Annotated in this window: 14 protein-coding genes; 4 read left to right on the forward strand and 10 right to left on the reverse strand. The window is 59.9% G+C overall.

The annotated features are described in order from the left end of the window. Positions 1-8: 8 nt before the first annotated feature. The 7 genes from OZ656_RS05615 to OZ656_RS05645 form a co-directional block, all read right to left on the reverse strand. A complete protein-coding gene (locus OZ656_RS05615) occupies positions 9-1,697 on the reverse strand; it encodes an AMP-binding protein (protein WP_014420925.1) in 1,689 nt (562 codons plus the stop codon). A gap of 40 nt (positions 1,698-1,737) precedes the next feature. Continuing rightward, positions 1,738-2,646 (reverse strand): hydroxymethylglutaryl-CoA lyase, encoded by a 909-nt coding sequence (locus OZ656_RS05620; protein WP_199453403.1) that lies wholly within the window; start codon positions 2,644-2,646, stop codon positions 1,738-1,740. Then, positions 2,646-4,634, reverse strand: a complete 1,989-nt coding sequence (locus OZ656_RS05625) for an acetyl/propionyl/methylcrotonyl-CoA carboxylase subunit alpha (protein WP_014420927.1) — start codon at positions 4,632-4,634, stop codon at positions 2,646-2,648. The genes OZ656_RS05620 and OZ656_RS05625 overlap by 1 nt, the downstream gene beginning before the upstream one ends. Continuing rightward, entirely contained in the window at positions 4,634-5,440 is an 807-nt protein-coding gene (locus OZ656_RS05630; protein WP_014420928.1) for an enoyl-CoA hydratase-related protein, read from the reverse strand. The genes OZ656_RS05625 and OZ656_RS05630 overlap by 1 nt, the downstream gene beginning before the upstream one ends. A 12-nt stretch (positions 5,441-5,452) precedes the next feature. Continuing rightward, on the reverse strand, positions 5,453-7,060 hold the full coding sequence (locus OZ656_RS05635) for a carboxyl transferase domain-containing protein (RefSeq protein WP_379945047.1): 1,608 nt from the start codon (positions 7,058-7,060) through the stop codon (positions 5,453-5,455). A gap of 170 nt (positions 7,061-7,230) precedes the next feature. Then, positions 7,231-8,397 (reverse strand): isovaleryl-CoA dehydrogenase, encoded by a 1,167-nt coding sequence (locus OZ656_RS05640; RefSeq protein ID WP_014420930.1) that lies wholly within the window; start codon positions 8,395-8,397, stop codon positions 7,231-7,233. 51 nt (positions 8,398-8,448) lie between these two features. Further along, a complete protein-coding gene (locus tag OZ656_RS05645) occupies positions 8,449-8,892 on the reverse strand; it encodes a MerR family DNA-binding transcriptional regulator (protein WP_011785591.1) in 444 nt (147 codons plus the stop codon). Positions 8,893-9,009: 117 nt separating this feature from the next. On the opposite strand from OZ656_RS05645, the gene OZ656_RS05650 reads away from it, so the two are divergent. The 3 genes from OZ656_RS05650 to OZ656_RS05660 all read left to right on the forward strand — a co-directional run bounded on the left by OZ656_RS05650 (position 9,010) and on the right by OZ656_RS05660 (position 12,356). Then, on the forward strand, positions 9,010-9,771 hold the full coding sequence (locus OZ656_RS05650; protein ID WP_121206981.1) for a 3-hydroxyacyl-CoA dehydrogenase: 762 nt from the start codon (positions 9,010-9,012) through the stop codon (positions 9,769-9,771). Positions 9,772-9,848: 77 nt separating this feature from the next. Continuing rightward, positions 9,849-10,997 carry an acyl-CoA dehydrogenase family protein gene (locus tag OZ656_RS05655; RefSeq protein WP_199453401.1) on the forward strand — a complete coding sequence of 383 codons (1,149 nt, stop codon included), beginning with the start codon at positions 9,849-9,851 and terminating at the stop codon, positions 10,995-10,997. 177 nt (positions 10,998-11,174) lie between these two features. Then, positions 11,175-12,356 (forward strand): acetyl-CoA C-acyltransferase, encoded by a 1,182-nt coding sequence (locus tag OZ656_RS05660; protein WP_379945049.1) that lies wholly within the window; start codon positions 11,175-11,177, stop codon positions 12,354-12,356. A gap of 299 nt (positions 12,357-12,655) precedes the next feature. Here the strand turns inward: OZ656_RS05660 and ilvD are convergent, their stop codons facing one another. From ilvD to ilvG, 3 genes are read right to left on the reverse strand one after another with little or no spacing between them, the layout of a single operon-like run. Next, complete coding sequence (gene ilvD / locus OZ656_RS05665; RefSeq protein WP_278350149.1) at positions 12,656-14,332, reverse strand: dihydroxy-acid dehydratase; 1,677 nt, start codon at positions 14,330-14,332, stop codon at positions 12,656-12,658. A 21-nt stretch (positions 14,333-14,353) separates the two neighbouring features. Beyond that, a complete protein-coding gene (locus OZ656_RS05670) occupies positions 14,354-14,632 on the reverse strand; it encodes an ACT domain-containing protein (protein ID WP_278350148.1) in 279 nt (92 codons plus the stop codon). Continuing rightward, entirely contained in the window at positions 14,629-16,326 is a 1,698-nt protein-coding gene (gene ilvG, locus OZ656_RS05675; protein WP_226597218.1) for an acetolactate synthase 2 catalytic subunit, read from the reverse strand. Before ilvG ends, OZ656_RS05670 begins: the two co-directional genes overlap by 4 nt. 335 nt (positions 16,327-16,661) lie before the next feature. Between ilvG and OZ656_RS05680 the strand changes: the two genes are divergently transcribed. Next, positions 16,662-17,744, forward strand: a complete 1,083-nt coding sequence (locus tag OZ656_RS05680) for an efflux RND transporter periplasmic adaptor subunit (protein ID WP_278350147.1) — start codon at positions 16,662-16,664, stop codon at positions 17,742-17,744. The last annotated feature ends 1 nt before the right edge of the window (position 17,745 follow it).

Genomic DNA, 17,745 nt, shown 5'->3' on the forward strand with positions numbered 1-17,745 from the left:
GTATTCGATTATTGCTTCAGTCCCATTTCCTCAATCGAGATTTCCCGCATCTTGAACTTCTGGATCTTCCCGGTCACGGTCATCGGGAAGGCATCCACAAACTTGTAGTTTTTGGGAATCTTGAAGTGGGCGATCTTGCCCTTGCAGAAGGCCTGCAGGTCCTCTGCGGTTACCGGGTCTGCATCGGGCCGCAGTTTCACCCAGGCAATCAGCTCTTCACCGTACTTCTCGTCCGGAATACCGGTTACCTGCACCTCTTCAATGGCCGGGTGAGTGTAGAGGAACTCTTCGATCTCTTTCGGGTAGATGTTTTCACCACCGCGGATCACCATGTCCTTGATGCGGCCCACGATCTGGATGTAACCATCCTCGTCCATGGTCGCCAGGTCGCCGGTGTGCATCCAGCCGGCATCGTCGATGGCTTCGCGGGTCTTTTCCTCGTTGTTCCAGTACTTCAGCATTACGCTGTAGCCGCGGGTACATAGTTCGCCAATCTCACCTCGGGGCATGACGTTGCCTGTGCCCGGGTCGACAATCTTGGTTTCCAGGTGCGGCTGGGTGCGGCCCACGGTGGTGACCTGCTTCTCGAACGGGTCGAGGGAACTGGTCTGGGTGGAAACCGGGCTGGTTTCCGTCATGCCGTAGGCAATCTGCACTTCTTTCATGTGCATTTTGCCGTTGACCTTCTTCATGACTTCGGCGGGGCAGATGGAACCTGCCATGATGCCGGTGCGCAGGGTGGAAAGGTCGTAGCTGTCGAACTCCGGGTCGGCCAGTTCGGCGATGAACATGGTGGGGACACCGTACAAGGCCGTGGCTTTTTCCTGGTGGACCGCCTGGAGTACGGTTTTCGGGTCAAAGCCTTCGCTCGGGTAGATCATGGCGGTGCCATGGGTGATGCAGCCCAGGTTGCCCATCACCATGCCGAAGCAATGGTAGAGCGGCACTGGAATCACCAGCCGGTCGTTCTCGGTCAGGCGCTGGCTTTCACCAACAAAATAGCCGTTGTTCAGAATGTTGTGGTGGGTGAGCGTGGCGCCTTTCGGGTTGCCGGTGGTACCGGAGGTGAACTGGATATTGATGGGGTCGTCGAACTGCAGCTCATCCTGACGCTTGGCAAGGTCCGCCTCTGATACGTCGCCGGCAAAGCCCAGGAAATCCTGCCAGGTCCACATACCCTCGTGGTTATCCGGGTGTACGTTAATGACCGCCCGGAGATCGGGGACGTTGTCAGCTTTGAGTTTACCGGGTGCGCTGCGCTTCAGTTCCGGGGCCAGCTCGTAGATCATCTCCCGGTAGTTGGAGGTTTTGAAGCTGTCGGCGGTAACCAGAACGCTGATGCCGGCCAGATTCATGGCGTACTTCAGCTCGTGAACACCGTAGGCCGGGTTGATGTTTACCAGAATGGCGCCTACTTTCGCAGTCGCAAACTGGGTAACGGTCCATTCGTAGCGGTTGGGTGACCAGATGCCCACGCGGTCGCCACGCTTGACGCCGATGGCCATGAACGCCCGGGCCGCTTCGTTTACCTTGTCGACGAACTCTTTGTAAGTCCAGCGAATGTCCTGGTGCAGGCACACCAGAGCCTCGTTGTCGGGAAACTGTTGGGCGGTGCGGTCCAGCATATCGCCGATGGTCATGCCCAGCAGTGGCTTTTCTGCGATACCGCTGGTGTAACTTGGGAGAGTCTTGCTCATGTCTCTGCCTCCATTGTTTTTGTAGTTGAGGGCTGGAAAGTTACTGGCACAGGCCCCCGAGTGCCTGGCCCACTTTAGAGCCGTTATGACGTTTCAGTTGCGCGCAGATCCAGTCGCCGGTTTTCACCAGCTTGTTCAGATCCACGCCGGTATCGATGCCCAGGCCGTTAAGCAGGTATAGCACGTCTTCGGTGGCTACGTTGCCAGATGCCCCTTTGGCATAAGGGCAGCCGCCCAGACCGGCCACAGAGGCGTCAATCACGCTTACGCCCTCTTCCAGTACTGCGTACAGGTTGGCCAGGGCCTGGCCATAGGTGTCGTGGAAATGCGCCGCCAGTTTGTCCATGGGCACATGGGCGGCCACGGCTTCGAGCATCCGCTTGGCTTTCAGGGGCGTACCCACGCCGATGGTGTCGCCCAGGGATATTTCGTGACAGCCCATGTCGTACAGGGCCTTGGCCACGGTGGCCACTTGTGCCGGTTGGATATCGCCCTCGTACGGGCAGCCCATCACGGTAGACACGTAACCGCGTACGGGAATGCCGTGTTTGCGGGCTTCTTCAACCACCGGTGCAAAGCGCTCCAGGCTTTCAGCAATCGTGCAGTTGATGTTCTTTTGGGTGAAGGACTCCGATGCCGCACCGAATACCGCTACTTCGTCGGCCCCGGCCGCCAGGGCGCCCTCGAATCCTTTCAGGTTCGGGGTGAGGGCCGAGTAGCGAACGCCGGGTTTACGGGTGATGCCGGCCATCACTGCGGCCGCGTCGCCCATTTGCGGCACCCATTTGGGTGATACGAAGCTGGCGGCCTCGATGTGACTGAGACCGCAATCGGCCAGCCGGTCGATCAGGCCGGTTTTGACCTCGGTGGCGATCACATCGCCGGGCTCATTCTGAAGCCCGTCCCTGGGGCTCATTTCCACCAACCGAGCCTGCTTCGGAAAGGCCATTATTCTGCCTCCCCGGTGTCGATGGCGATGAGTTCCGCACCCTCGGCCACCTGGTCACCCTCGGCGTAGAAAATCTCGGAAACCACACCATCGGCGGGCGCCTTGATGGCGTGTTCCATTTTCATGGCTTCCATGATCACCAGCGTCTGGCCGGCCGTTACCTTGTCGCCTACCTGGGCCTGAATCGCCACTACGGAGCCGTTCATGGGCGCCGCCAGGCTGCCTTCGCTGGCCATTTCCTCAAACCCGTAGGTTTCCCGGTATACGGTGCACTTGAAGGTATCGCCCTCGTAGAAGAGCACCAGTTCTTCGTTGTGCAGGTTGCCGTGCACGCTTAGCCGGTGGCCGTTGATCACCGCCTGCAGGTAATCGTCATTCAGTTTGGCGTTCAGGTGGTACACGCTGCCGCCCACGAACACCTGGTAGCGGTCATCCCGTTCCAGGATCTTGAGCTCGTGTTTATCGTCGCCCACCTGAAGGGTGAGAGGCTGGGCGTATTCGGAGTTCATGCGCCAGCTGTTCTTGCGGCCGAACGGCGACCAGGGATCGCCGGTAACCGGTTCCGCTGATTTGCGTTGCTCCAGGATGAATCCAGCGGCAAGCACCAGTGCCTTGTCCAGATCCAGTCTGGATTTCGGGAACAGCAGGTCGTTGTGAGTGGCAATGAAGTTGGTGGTCAGTTCGGCTTCGCGGAATGGCTGCGCATCCACCGCCGCGTGCAGGAACCGGATATTGGTTTTCAGCCCGGCGATACGGTAGTGCTCCAGGGCCTGAACCATGCGGTTGACCGCCTGTTCGCGGGTCTCGTCCCACACGATGAGTTTGGCAATCATCGGGTCGTAGTGGATGCTGATTTCATCGCCTTCGGTCACGCCGGTATCTACCCGCACGTGGGCAGACTCATCCGGAGTGCTGAGGTAACGCAGGGTTCCGGTGGCTGGCAGGAAGTCCTGATCCGGATCTTCGGCGTAGATACGCGCCTCGATGGCGTGGCCACGGGTCTTTACCTGGTCCTGGGTCAGCGGCAGGGGCTCACCCCAGGCCACTTTCAGTTGCCATTCCACCAGATCCTGGCCGGTGACCATTTCGGTGACCGGGTGTTCTACCTGCAGGCGGGTATTCATTTCCATGAAGAAGAAGGAACCGTCCACGTCGTACAGAAACTCGACGGTGCCGGCGCCCACGTAGTTGATGGCCTGGGCCGCCCGCACCGCGGCTTCGCCCATGGCTTTGCGGGTGTCTTCACTGAGGCCGGGGGCGGGCGCTTCTTCCAGCACTTTCTGGTGCCGGCGCTGCACGGAGCAGTCCCGCTCGGCCAGATAGATGCCGTTGCCGGATTGATCGCAGAACACCTGGATTTCGACATGGCGTGGCTGGGTCAGGTAGCGCTCGATCAGCATGTCCGGGTTGCCGAACGCATTTTTTGCCTCGCGCTGGGCCGCGGCCAGGGCATCGTCGAATTCGGCCATGTTTTCGACCACCCGCATGCCTTTGCCGCCACCGCCGGCAACCGCTTTCAGCAGCAGCGGGAAACCGCATTTTTCGGCTTCAGCCCGCAGCAAGTCCGGCGACTGGTCCTTGCCGTGGTAGCCCGGCACCAGCGGTACACCGGCGTCTTCCATGATCGCTTTTGCCGCGGACTTGGAGCCCATGGCGGCGATGGCGGAAGAGGGCGGGCCGATGAAGACGATATCGTTGGCTTCGCAGGCTTCTGCGAAGTCGGTGTTTTCAGACAGGAAGCCGTACCCCGGGTGGATAGCCTGGGCACCGCTTTCTTTGGCAATCTCGATAATCTTGTCGGCCCGCAGGTAGCTCTCAGAGCTGGGGGCGGGGCCGATGTAGAAGGCCTCATCGGCCATGGCCACGTGCCGGGCGTTGGCGTCGGCTTCGGAATAGACCGCTACGCAACGGATGCCCATTCGATGGGCCGTCTGGATGATCCGGCAGGCGATTTCGCCCCGGTTGGCTATCAGGATCTTGTTAAACATTATTGTGTCTCCGGAATCCAACTGGCCTTTCGTTTGTTCAGGAAAGCGCTAAGCCCTTCCTGGCCTTCTTCGCCCACACGAATATCAGCGATGCGCTGCGCGGTGTCGTCAATCACTTCGGAGGTGATGGTCTTGTGGCTGACCGCAAAGACCAGTTCTTTGGCTGCTTTCATGGCTTCGGGACCGTTCAGCGCAAGTTGCAGTAGCAGCTCGTCGCAACGCTGGTGCATGGCCTGTTCGTCTTCGCACACCAGGTGAACCAGGCCGTAGTGCTGCGCCTCCTGAGCACTGAAGACTTCCGCCGACAGGAAGTAGCGCCGGGCCTGACGTTCGCCGATGGCTCGCACCACATAGGGGCTGATCACGGCCGGAATCAGGCCGAGTTTGACTTCGCTCAGGCAGAAGCTGGCTTTTTCAGTGGCCAGCACGATGTCGCAGCAGGCCGCTAGGCCGACCGCGCCGCCGAAGGCCGCGCCCTGCACCAGGCCGATCACGGGCTTGGACAGGTGGTTCAGGGTGTTCATCAGACGGGCCAGTTCCCGGGAGTCGTCCAGGTTTTCCTGGCGGGTGTTGTCCGCCATGCGGCGCATCCAGCCCAGGTCGGCACCGGCAGAAAAGTGTTTGCCCTCTGAGCGCAGGATAACAATCTGGGTTTGCTCATCCCGGTCCACGTGTTCCAGTGCCTGAATCAGCTGCTGGATGATCACGTCGTCGAAGGCATTGCGTTTGTCCGGGCGGTTCAACACCACTTCCGAGACGCCATCGCCCCGTTGGTGCAGCAGAACCGCTGTGTCTTGCTGTGACATGGCTGCGCTCCTTTACATGCGGAACACGCCGAAGCGCGTTGGCCTGGCGGGCCGGTTGAGGGTGGCAGACAGGCTCAGGGCAACCACTTCCCGGGTCTGGGCCGGGTCGATCACGCCGTCATCCCACAGGCGGGCGCTGGCGTAGTAGGGGTGGCCCTGGTGTTCGTAGGTTTCGGTAATGGGCTTCTTGAACTCGGCTTCTTCCTCCGCGCTCCAGCTCTGGCCTTTACGCTCGAGGCCTTCCCGGCGCACCTGCGCCAGCACGCCGGCTGCCTGTTCGCCGCCCATGACGGAGATCCGGGCATTCGGCCACATCCACAGGAAGTCCGGGCTGTAGGCGCGGCCACACATGCCGTAGTTGCCGGCGCCGTAGCTACCGCCAATCAGAACGGTAATCTTGGGCACGTTGGCACAGGCCACGGCCATCACCATCTTGGCGCCGTGTTTGGCGATGCCCTCAGCTTCGTACTTCTGGCCGACCATGAAGCCGGTGATGTTCTGCAGGAACAGAAGCGGTATGTTTCGCTGGCAGCACAGTTCAATAAAGTGCGCGCCTTTCTGGGCGGATTCGCTGAACAGGATGCCGTTGTTGGCGATGATGCCCACGGGGTAGCCGTGGATGTGGGCAAACCCGGTTACCAGGGTGGAGCCGTAGTAACGCTTGAATTCGTCGAATTCTGAGCCGTCTACGATGCGGGCGATGACGTCGCGCGCATCAAACTGCTTGCGCAGGTCGGTGCCGACGATGCCGTAGATTTCTTCCTGATCGTACAGCGGGGCGCGGGGCTTCTGGACCTCAACCGGTACTGGTTTGCGACGGTTCAGGTTGGCCACGCAGCGGCGGGCGATTTCCAGGCCGTGGGCATCATTCTCGGCGTAGTGGTCGGCGACACCGGAGATTTTACAATGCACGTCTGCGCCCCCCAGGTCTTCCGCGCTGACCACTTCACCTGTGGCGGCTTTTACCAGAGGTGGGCCGGCCAGGAAGATGGTGCCCTGGTTACGGACGATGATGGATTCGTCGGCCATGGCGGGCACGTAGGCGCCCCCGGCGGTACACAGGCCCATGACGACGGCGATCTGGGGAATGTCGTCTGCGCTCATACGGGCCTGGTTGTAGAAGATGCGGCCGAAGTGGTCGCGGTCGGGGAAGACTTCGTCCTGTTGGGGCAGGTTGGCGCCACCGGAATCCACCAGGTAGATGCAGGGCAGGCGGTTGGCCATGGCGATTTCCTGGGCCCGCAGGTGTTTTTTCACGGTCAGCGGGAAGTAGGTGCCGCCTTTGACGGTGGCGTCGTTGGCGATAATCATGCACTCGGTGCCGGAGACGCGGCCGATGCCGGCGATGACGCCAGCGGCAGGCACTTCTTCCTTATAGACGTTGTAGGCGGCGAACTGGCTGATTTCGAGGAAGGGGGAGCCTTCGTCGATGAGGGTGTTGATGCGCTCGCGAGGCAGGAGTTTGCCTCTGTCGGTGTGGCGCTTCTGGTAGTCGGGGCCGCCGCCCTGGTGGATCTTTTCGACTTTTTCCCGGAGGTCGGCGACGGCTTGTTGCATGGCCTGGTGGTTGGCCTGGAATTCGTCGGACCTTGGGTTGATTTTGCTTTGGAGTATCGTCATGTTCCGTGGTCCCTCGGGTTGGGGGCACGGGCCTGGAGGGGTGTCGTTCCGAAAACCGCTACGAGCACATCCATGTGCGCTTCTCTCCGGCCATCCATGGCCTCCGAAATTTTCGGAACGACACCCCTCCAGGCCCTAGTCGTACAATTGGAGCTGGACTCTGTGCGTCGTTACTTGTTCAGGAACAGCTCGCGACCGATCAGCATCCGTCGGATTTCAGACGTTCCAGCGCCGATTTCGTAGAGTTTCGCGTCCCGCAGCAGGCGGCCGGTCGGGTATTCGTTGATGTAGCCGTTGCCGCCCAGCAGTTGGATGGCGTCCAGGGCCAGTTTGGTGGCCATTTCGGCGGAGTAGAGGATGGCGCCGGCGGCGTCTTTGCGGGTGGTTTCGCCTCGGTCGGCGGACTGGGCCACCATGTAGACGTAGGATTTCGCGGTGTTCATCCAGGTGTACATGTCGGCGACTTTGCCCTGTACCAGTTCGAATTCACCGATGGCCTGGCCGAATTGTTTACGCTCGCGGATGTAGGGGACGACCACATCCATAGCAGCCTGCATGATGCCCAGTGGGCCGCCGGAGAGGACGAGGCGTTCGTAGTCGAGGCCGCTCATGAGGACTTTGGCACCGTTGCCCACGCCGCCCAGGACGTTTTCTTTGGGAACTTTGCAGTCCTGGAACACCAGTTCACAGGTGTTGGAGCCGCGCATGCCGAGTTTGTCGAGTTTCTGGTGACGGCTGAAGCCCGGGTAGTCGCGCTCTACGATAAAGGCGGTGACGCCTTTCGAACCGCCTTTCGGGTCGGTCTTGGCGTAGATAACGTAAGTGTGTGCGTCCGGACCGTTGGTGATCCACATTTTGTTGCCGTTGAGGACGTAGTGGTCGCCTTCGTCGCGGGCGTGGAGTTTCATGGAGATTACGTCGGAGCCGGCGTTGGGCTCGGACATGGCCAGGGCGCCGATGTGTTCACCGGTGACCAGCTTGGGCAGGTATTTCTGCTTTTGTTCTTCGGTGCCGTTGCGGTGAATCTGGTTCACGCACAGGTTGGAGTGGGCACCGTAAGAGAGGCCAACGGAGGCCGAGGCGCGGCTGATTTCTTCCATGGCGATGACGTGAGCCACATAGCCCATGTCGGAGCCGCCGTACTCTTCGCTGACGGTAATGCCCAGCAGGCCCATGTCGCCCAGTTTGCGCCATAGGTCCATGGGGAATTCGTTGTTTTTGTCGATTTCCTCGGCCCGCGGGGCGATTTCGGTGGCGGCGAAGTTGTTCACCTGTTCCCGGAGCATGTCCAGGGTCTCGCCGAGGCCGAAATTGAGCTCTGAGTACTGTGATTTCATCGATTGCTACCTTTTTGTTTTTAACGTCGGGTATCCGTTGGCTGCCAGGTGCTATTTGCTGACAGCGGTTTCTTTGGTGTTCGTCGTCAGGCCCTGCTCTTCCTTTTTCTTCTGCAGTTCGGTCAGGGCCTCGCGGCACCGCGCTTCGGCGGTATCCATTTCCATTTCTGCCATGGCGATGTCTTCTTTCTGCTGTTCCAGCTGTTCCCGTCTTGCGCTGAGGATTTCCAGCATCTTCAGCAACTGCTTTTCATTGCCGGTCAGCGTTTCGTCCCAGAGGTCGAACAGTTCTTTCGTTTCGGCCAGGGAAAAGCCCATGCGCTTGCCCCGGAGAATCAGCTTCAAGCGAACGCGGTCCTTGGTGCTGAAGATCCGGGTTTGCCCGCGCCGGGTGGGCTTGAGCAGCCCCTGGTCTTCATAGAACCGGATGCTCCGGGTGGTTACATCGAACTCCTGGGAAAGCTCGCTGATACTGAAAGTTCGTTTTTCGCTCATGACGGATTTCCTTTTTTCACCAAGGTTAGTTAAAGTTTACGTAAACGTAAAGTGTTTTTGTGGTCCGAATGGATACCCGCGGATCAGACTTCGATCATTGTTAATAAGGAGTACCCGATGGAATTCCAGAATGTGCCGGCAATTGTAACAGGCGGTGCCTCCGGTCTGGGTGAGGGCGCTGCCCGTGCTCTGGCGGCGGCTGGCTGCAAGGTTGCGATTCTTGATGTGAACAAGGAGCAGGGCGAAAAGGTTGCGGCTGAGCTCGGCGGTATCTTCCTGCATTGCGATGTGACCTCGGCCGACAGTGCTGAGGCTGCTGTTACTGCTGCGCGAGAGGCTCACGGCCCCTGCGGTGTCGCCGTGAACTGCGCGGGTATTGCGCCGGCGGCCAAGATTCTGGGCCGGGAAGGTGTGATGCCGCTGGAAAGCTTTAGCAAGGTGGTCCAGGTTAATCTGATCGGCACCTTCAATATCTTGCGGCTGGCGGCTGCCGATATGGCGCAACGGGAACCGAACGGTGACGGCGAGCGCGGTGTCATCATCAATACCGCTTCGGTTGCTGCCTACGAAGGCCAGATTGGCCAGGCGGCTTACAGCGCATCCAAAGGCGGTGTGGTGTCCCTGACCCTGCAGGCGGCCCGCGAGCTGGCCCGTGAAGGGATTCGGGTGAATACCATTGCTCCTGGCCTGTTTATGACACCAATGCTGGCGGGTATGCCCCAGGAAGTGCAGGACAGCCTTGCAGCCACGTTGCCGTTCCCGAAACGCCTCGGTAAGCCGGAAGAGTTCGGGATGATGGTGGACCAGATGGTGCGCAACCCGATTCTGAATGGCGAAGTCATCCGGCTTGATTGTGCCCTGCGGATGGCGCCAAAGTGACATTGGAATAACCTGCCAAAAGCAGGTTTCTGTAATGGTGTTCGCCAAAAGCGAACCGGTAACCACAGGTGAGTGATATGACTAACCCTGTCGATCAGGAAGAACTGGCTCTTTTCCGGGAGTCTGTGATCAAGGCTCTGGAAACCGAAGTGGCCCCGCATTACGAGGCCTGGGAGAAAAGCGGCATTGTGCCACGGGAGCTTTGGAACACTCTGGGCGATGCAGGCATGCTGTGTGTCGATGTGCCGGAAGACTGCGGCGGCTGCGGTGCACCCTTCCAGTACTCGGTCGTGGTGGGTGAGGAGCTTGCCCGGCTGGGATTCGGTGCGCTTTCCACCAACGTGATGGTGCATTCCGACATTGTCGCGCCCTACCTCAGCCATATCGGCAATGAAGAGCAGAAACAGCAGTGGCTGCCGAAGATGGTATCAGGTGAGGCGGTAGGCGCCATCGCCATGACCGAGCCGGGCGCCGGCAGCGACTTGCAGGCCATGCGCACCAGCGCTGTGAAAGACGGCGACGACTACATCCTCAATGGCTCCAAGACCTTCATCACCAACGGCCAACACGCCGATATGGTGATCGTCGCCGCCAAAACCGATCCCAAAGCCGGAGCCAAAGGGATCAGCCTGTTTCTGGTCGATACGTCGTTGCCAGGATTCAGCAAAGGCCGGAACCTGGACAAGATTGGCCAGCACTCTGGCGATACCTCCGAGCTGTTTTTCTCCGACATGCGCATACCTGCCTCGGCGTTGCTGGGCGAGGAAGGACAGGGTTTCGTTTACCTGATGCGCGAATTGCCCCGTGAGCGACTGGTGATCGGAGCGCTGGGTGTGGCAGCGGCCCGGGGCTCGCTGGACATGACCATCCAGTATGCCCAGGAGCGTGAGCTGTTTGGCCAAAAGCTCAGTCAGTTGCAGAACACACGCTTCGAAATTGCCCGCATGGAAACGGATTACCGCATCAACAAAGCGTTTGTGGATCAGTGCATTCGGGAATACGAACAGGGCAAATTGGATGCCCCCACGGCGTCCATGGCCAAGTACAGCGCTACCGAGATGCAGTGTCGTGTTGCTGATGGCTGTTTGCAGCTGTTTGGCGGCTATGGCTACACCACGGAGTACCCGATTTCCAGGAACTTTATTGATGCCCGGGTGCAGCGGATTTATGGCGGCACCTCGGAAGTAATGAAGGAAATCATTGCCCGGTCGGTTTTAGGTCGCTAATCCCCTATCACTTTTTCGGACAGATATAGACGTTGACCGGGCGGGTGCGGGGAGGCCTTTCAGGAACCGTCAAAAGCCATGGATGGCTTTTGTCGAGCGTACAGGGATGTATTTACAGCGTGTTTCTGAAAGGCCTCCCCGCACCCGACCGCTCACCAAAAAATGAGGACAGTCACCATGAGCTCAAACGATATAGTAATAGCAGGCTCCGCCCGAACCCCCATGGGCGGAATGATGGGCTCCCTGAGCTCGGTACGTTCACCGGACCTGGGCGCCGTCGCCATTAAGGCAGCCATTGAACGCTCCGGCCTTCAGCCGGCAGACATCCAGGAAGTGATCATGGGCTGCGTACTGCCCGGGGGGCTGGGCCAGGCACCAGCCCGCCAGGCCTCGAGGGCCTCTGGCATCCCGGACAGCTCAGGTTGTACCACCATCAACAAAATGTGCGGCTCCGGCATGCAGGCCGTCATCATGGCCCACGACCAGATCAAAGCTGGCACCAACAACATCATGATCGCCGGCGGCATGGAAAACATGAGCCAGGCACCGTACCTGTTGCCGAAAGCCCGTGCCGGCATGCGCATGGGCCATGGCCAGGTACTCGACAGCATGTTCCTGGACGGTCTGGAGGATGCCTACGAGGGTGGCCTGATGGGCGTATTCGCCCAGCGCACGGCAGACAAATTCGACATCACCCGCCAGGCTATGGATGAATTCGCCATCGGCTCCCTGCAGAAATCCCTGGCGGCCATCGAAAACGGCTGGTTCCGGGACGAAATCGTACCGGTAACCGTCCCGGGCCGGGGCGGCGACACCGAAGTGGATACCGATGAACAACCGGGCAACGCCAAACCGGAAAAAATTCCACACCTTAAACCCGCGTTCGCCAGGGACGGCTCTGTCACCGCCGCCAACTCCAGCTCCATAAGTGATGGTGCTTCCGCGCTGGTACTGGCCTCCGCCGCCGAAGCCGATGCCCGGGGCCTGACTCCGCAGGCCCGCATAGTGGCGCATGCGACTCACGCCCGCTTACCGGCTGAATTCACCCTCGCGCCCATCGGTTCCATCGAAAAGGTGCTGAAGAAAGCAGGCTGGAATGTGGATGATGTGGATCTGTTCGAGATCAACGAAGCCTTTGCCGTGGTCACCCTGGCGGCGATCAATGAGCTGAAGCTTCCTGCGGAGAAGGTCAACGTGCACGGCGGTGCCTGCGCGCTGGGGCATCCGATCGGCTCGTCCGGCTCCCGGATTATCGTCACCCTGATCAATGCGCTGAAACAGCGAGGGCTCAAGCGCGGCGTGGCTTCACTCTGCATCGGCGGGGGTGAGGGTACGGCTGTGGCTATTGAACTGATCTGATCGGCTTATTTCCCCTGTAGCCTGTCAGCTCTGGGGCGGGCTTGCGGGATGGCCGGTGGATTTTTCTTGTAAAAAGAACTCGCTTCGCTCAGACACCTTTTTCCGGCGAAAAATCCACCGACCACCCCGCGCCGACGGGCATTAGGGGTATACCAGTGATGCACGTCGGTAGGGGGTATGGGGTATTTTTTCTGACAGGAAAAAGGTGTCTGAGCGAAGCGAGTTCTTTTTCCCGAAGAAAAAATACCCCATACCCCCGTACCTGCCCCTAGACGAGAAGGCTGGGAACCCAAGCCCCACTAAGGCAGATCTGTTACGGCCCCAGTAGATGCAGAGCTCACCACACGGGCATACTTGGCCAGCACGCCCCGGGTAAATCTGGGTTCTGGCGGCGTCCAGGCTTTGCGCCGTTTTTCCATTTCCGCGTCAGAGATTTCCAGCACAATCGAGTTGCTCACGGCATCAATGGTGATGGTGTCGCCGTCTTCCACCAGCGCAATTGGCCCGCCCACGGCGGCCTCTGGTGTGATATGGCCAACCACAAAACCATGACTGCCACCGGAGAAGCGGCCGTCGGTAATCAAGGCTACATCGCTGCCAAGACCTTTGCCCATAATCGCCGAGGTGGGGCTGAGCATTTCCCGCATGCCGGGCCCGCCCTTGGGGCCTTCGTATCGGATCACCAGCACGTCGCCGGCCACCACGGTGCCGTCCAGGATGCGTGCCTGGGCCTCCTCTTCCGAGTGAAAGACACGGGCGCGGCCGGAGAAATGGGTGCCTTCCTTGCCAGTGATTTTCGCCACCGAGCCTTCCGGAGCCAGGTTGCCGTAGAGAATGCGCAAATGGCTGTCGGCTTTGATCGGGTTGTCGAAGGCGTGGATGATCTGCTGGTCTTCGGGGTAGGGCACCACGGTCTCGAGGTTTTCTGCCAGGGTCTTGCCGGTCACCGTGAGGCAGTCCCCGTGCAGCAGCCCCCGGTCGAGCAGCATCTTCATTAGCGGTTGAATGCCGCCAATGGCCACCAGCTCGGACATCATGTAGAGGCCGGAGGGGCGAAGGTCTGCCAGGACCGGTACCTGTTTGCCGATGCGTACGAAATCGTCCAGTGACAGCTCCACTCCCACGGTACTGGCCATACCCAGAAGGTGAAGCACGGCGTTGGTGGAACCGCCCAGCGCGATCACCACGGTGATGGCGTTCTCGAACGCTTCCCGGGTCATGATGTCGGAGGGCTTGATATCGGCTTCCAGCAGTTTCAGCACCGCGGCGCCTGCGGCTTCGCAATCCGCCAGTTTGCTGTCGGAAACGGCGTTCTGGGCCGAGCTGCCTGGCAGGCTCATGCCCATGGCCTCAATGGCGGAGGCCATGGTGTTGGCGGTGTACATGCCGCCACAGGAGCCTGGGCCGGGAATCGCGGTTTCCTCGATCTGTTTGACTTCGATCAGCTCCATGTTACCGCGGGCATGGGCGCCCACCGCCTCAAACACGGAGATGATGTCGGTATGGTTTTCGCCGGGCATGATGGTGCCGCCGTAAACGAAGACCGAGGGCCGGTTCAGCCGGGCCAGGCCCATCATGCAGCCCGGCATGTTCTTGTCGCAGCCACCGATGGCGACCAGTCCGTCGAAGCCCTCACAGCCGGCCACGGTCTCAATGGAATCGGCAATCACCTCGCGCGACACCAGGGAATACTTCATGCCCTCGGTGCCGTTGGCGATGCCATCAGAGATAGTGATGGTGTTGAAGATCAGGCTCTTGCCGCCGGCTCCGTCGGCACCCTTGGCGGCCTCCCGGGCCAGGCCGTCAATGTGCATGTTGCAGGGCGTGAGGTTGCTCCAGGTGGAGGCAATGCCAATCTGGGGTTTTCGGAAATCCTCGTCGGTAAAACCCACGGCCCGGAGCATGGCCCGGCTGGCGGACTTGTTGATGCCGTCTACCACCGGTGCCGAGTGTCGGCGTCGTTTATCGGTTGTCATGCGTTATCCCTCTCCGTCGTTTCAAGCCGATCGCGACCGTGCCATGGTATCGGAGACAAGTTCAACTCCGGCAACGGTATGCAGTTTCTCCAGCTGAGATTGAAGCATAGCAACTGGCCGGGAACCCTCCAGCGTGAGGGCAATGTCGAGGGTATCGCCAGTTGATTCCATGGCCATCCTGGAAATACGGAAGCCGCGCACCCGTACCACCCGGCACAGCCGCTCCAGAGCTGCCGCTTCCTGGTTCATGCGGCAATTCAGGGTATATCGTTGACTGGCGCTTTCATGATTCGGATTCATGCTACCTGCTCCTTGCGGCTGTTCGTTTTACGGGGTTCGTCAATCATTTCCTTGTTGCTGGCGCCGGCTTTGACGATGGGCCAGACGTTCTCTTCACGACTGATGGCAACGTGCAGCAGCATCGGGCCGTTGTACGCCAGAATGGTTTCGATGCCGCGGCGGATCTGGTCGGTCCGCTCAATGTGCAGGGCCGGGATATCGAACGCCCGGGCCATAGCGACAAAGTCCGGATTGTCATCCAGATCGATCTGGCTTTCGCGGTTGTTGTAGAACAGTTCCTGTTGCTGACGAACCATACCCAGGCACTGGTTGTCCAGAATGATCAGCTTCAACGGCAGGTTGTAGCGCCGTATGGTGGCCAGTTCCTGTGCGTTCATCATGAACGAACCATCACCGGTCACGTTGATGACGGTTCGTGTTCGGTCCGAGAACTGGGCGCCGATGGCCGCCGGAAGCCCGAAGCCCATGGTGCCCAGACCACCACTGGTCAGGTGGTGGCGTGGATGGGCGAACTGGTAATACTGGGCAACCCACATCTGATGCTGGCCAACATCGCAGGCGATGACAGTGTCGTCGCCGGTGATGCCGGAAAGCTGACGGATGAACGCAGGGCCAGTGATGGGCGCCAGAGGTTCTTCATTGTCTGCAGCACGGAAGCCTCCGGTGGTATGCCAGGTGCGGCATTGTTTCTGCCAGGCGTCGATAGCCAGTGGCTCAGCCGCAATGGCATCGGTCAATGCCGCCAGAATGGCGTTCAGATCGCCACGCAGAGACAGGTCTGCCGGCCGCAGTTTGTTGATCTCGGCGGCATCGGCATCAACGTGGATCATCCGGGCATTAGGCGCGAACCCGTCCAGCTTGCCGGTGGCACGGTCATCCAGCCGGGCGCCGATCACGACCAGAAGGTCGCACTCGTCAACCGCCTTGTTGGCCGCCCGGGAACCGTGCATGCCGAGCATGCCCAGATCATTCGGGTTGTTTCGGCCGGCGTTGCCTATGCCTTTGAGGGTAACCACGCCCGGCAGCCCCGAGACTTCGGCAAAGGTACGAAAACGGTCTTCGGCTCCGGCCAGAGACACACCACCACCGCTGTAGAGCAGGGGCCGCCTGGCTGATCTCAGCATGGCCAGGGCCGGGCCGATCTCCGGGCAATCCGCTGGCGGTGCCTCGGTGCAGGCCGGGGCTGGAGCCTCAATCTCGGACAACAGAATGTCTTTGGGAATATCAATCCACACCGGCCCGGGGCGGCCAGCCTGGGCCAGGCCAATGGCTTCCTCCAGGATGCCCGGCAGGTCTTCGGGGTCATCCACCAGGTAGCTGTGTTTGACGATGCCCAGGGTCATGCCAAGGATGTCGGTTTCCTGAAAGGCGTCGGTACCAATCAATCCGGAGGGGACCTGCCCGGTGATCACCAGCAGGGGGATGGAATCCATGTAGGCATTGGCAACGCCAGTGATCAGGTTGGTGGCGCCGGGGCCGGAGGTGGCAATACAAACTCCCAGTTGGCCACTGGCCCGGGCATACCCATCCGCCGCCAGGGCACAGGCCTGCTCGTGACGGCACAGCACATGTCCCACACCCACGTCATCCACCAGCGCGTCGTACAGGGGCATGATGCAGCCACCCGGATACCCGAAAACCGTGCTGATGTTGTGGCGGTGGAACGCTGCAAGAATGTGCTGTGAGCCGTTCATGGTCGTTTTTCCCTTTTTCTTTGCCGCAAAAAAAAAGAAACCCCCGGGACCTTGCGGTGCCGGGGGTTTCTGGTGTCGTTGTCAGGTTGTCGCTATCTCACCCGCTTGTCCACGCAAAAGCCCCCGGACGGTACCACGACCACCAGGACTAGCTTCACAAGGACCATAACTGCGTTGAGATTCATGGAATCGACAATCTGCTCTGAATAGAGTTGAACAATGTGTGTAGAATCTAACCCACGTTTTCAGGCGGATGCAAGGGCTTATTTCCGGAAATTCAACCGGTGCCGGTTTTTCCGCTTTCTCAAACCGAATCTGTTCACGGCGAGTGGTGCATGACAAGAGCAAAATGGAGCTCCCTGGGATTATCCCTTCTGGTCATCGTGTTATTGGTTATCTGGATGGCAACGGGTGAGGTAAAAGTTGCCAGTGATGAGGCGCCGGAGGAGTCGGCCTCCGAACAGGTAGCCATAACTCGGGTAGAGGTAACACCGGTCAGCGCCCAGGCTTATCAACCAACCCTGAAACTTCAGGGCCAGCTGGAACCCTGGCAGTCGGTTCAGGTCAGTGCCCGCGTGGCTGGCACTGTTGAGCAACTGAACGTTGAGCTGGGGCAGCAGGTGAAAGCGGGTACGGTGCTTGCGACCTTGTCGATGGATGGTCGGGACACGGTGGTACAGCGCTGGCAGGCCAGTATTCGCAAACTGGAAGCGGATCTGGCCGCCGCCCGGAAGCTGCGTTCCAGCAATCTGGCCGCCGAAACTGAAATACTGCGTCTGCAGAGTGAACTCGCCGCGGCTCGAGCAGAACTCGCCGCGGCCGAACTGGCGCTGAATCACCTCAAGCCCATCGCGCCGTTTGATGCCACTGTGAATCGTCGCGAAGTGGACGAAGGCAGTCTGGTGCAGGTGGGAACGCCCCTGTTTGAGCTGGTACAGATAGACCGCCTGAAAGCCACCGGGCAGATCCCCCAACAATCGGCGGCGCTGGTTCAACCGGGGCAGGCAGTCGATATACAACTGCTGGACGGCTCCCGGCTGGCCGGCGTTGTCAGTTTTGTGGCCAGCGCTGCCAATTCGGACACCCGAAGTTTTGCGGTGGAAGTGGTGGTGGAGAATCCTGAATTGAAGCGGGCTGCGGGCGGCTCTGCCAGCCTGAGTATTCAACTGCCGGAGCAACAGGCCACCTTCATATCGCCTGCCTACCTGGGGCTGGATGACGACGGTCGCCCCGGCGTGAAGTTTGTCGATGCTGATAACCGGGTGGTGTTCGAAACCGTACGGTTGTTGAGCGTCTCGACCGACGGCGCCTGGGTTGCCGGATTGCCGCCGGAGATCCGCCTGATTACCCGAGGGGCCGGATTTGTCTCGCCGGGTGAGCAGGTGCGCCCTGTTGACGCCTCAGACCAGCGGGGCTGAC

The organism is Marinobacter sp. LM1, from assembly GCF_042763285.1.
Classification (GTDB): domain Bacteria; phylum Pseudomonadota; class Gammaproteobacteria; order Pseudomonadales; family Oleiphilaceae; genus Marinobacter; species Marinobacter nauticus.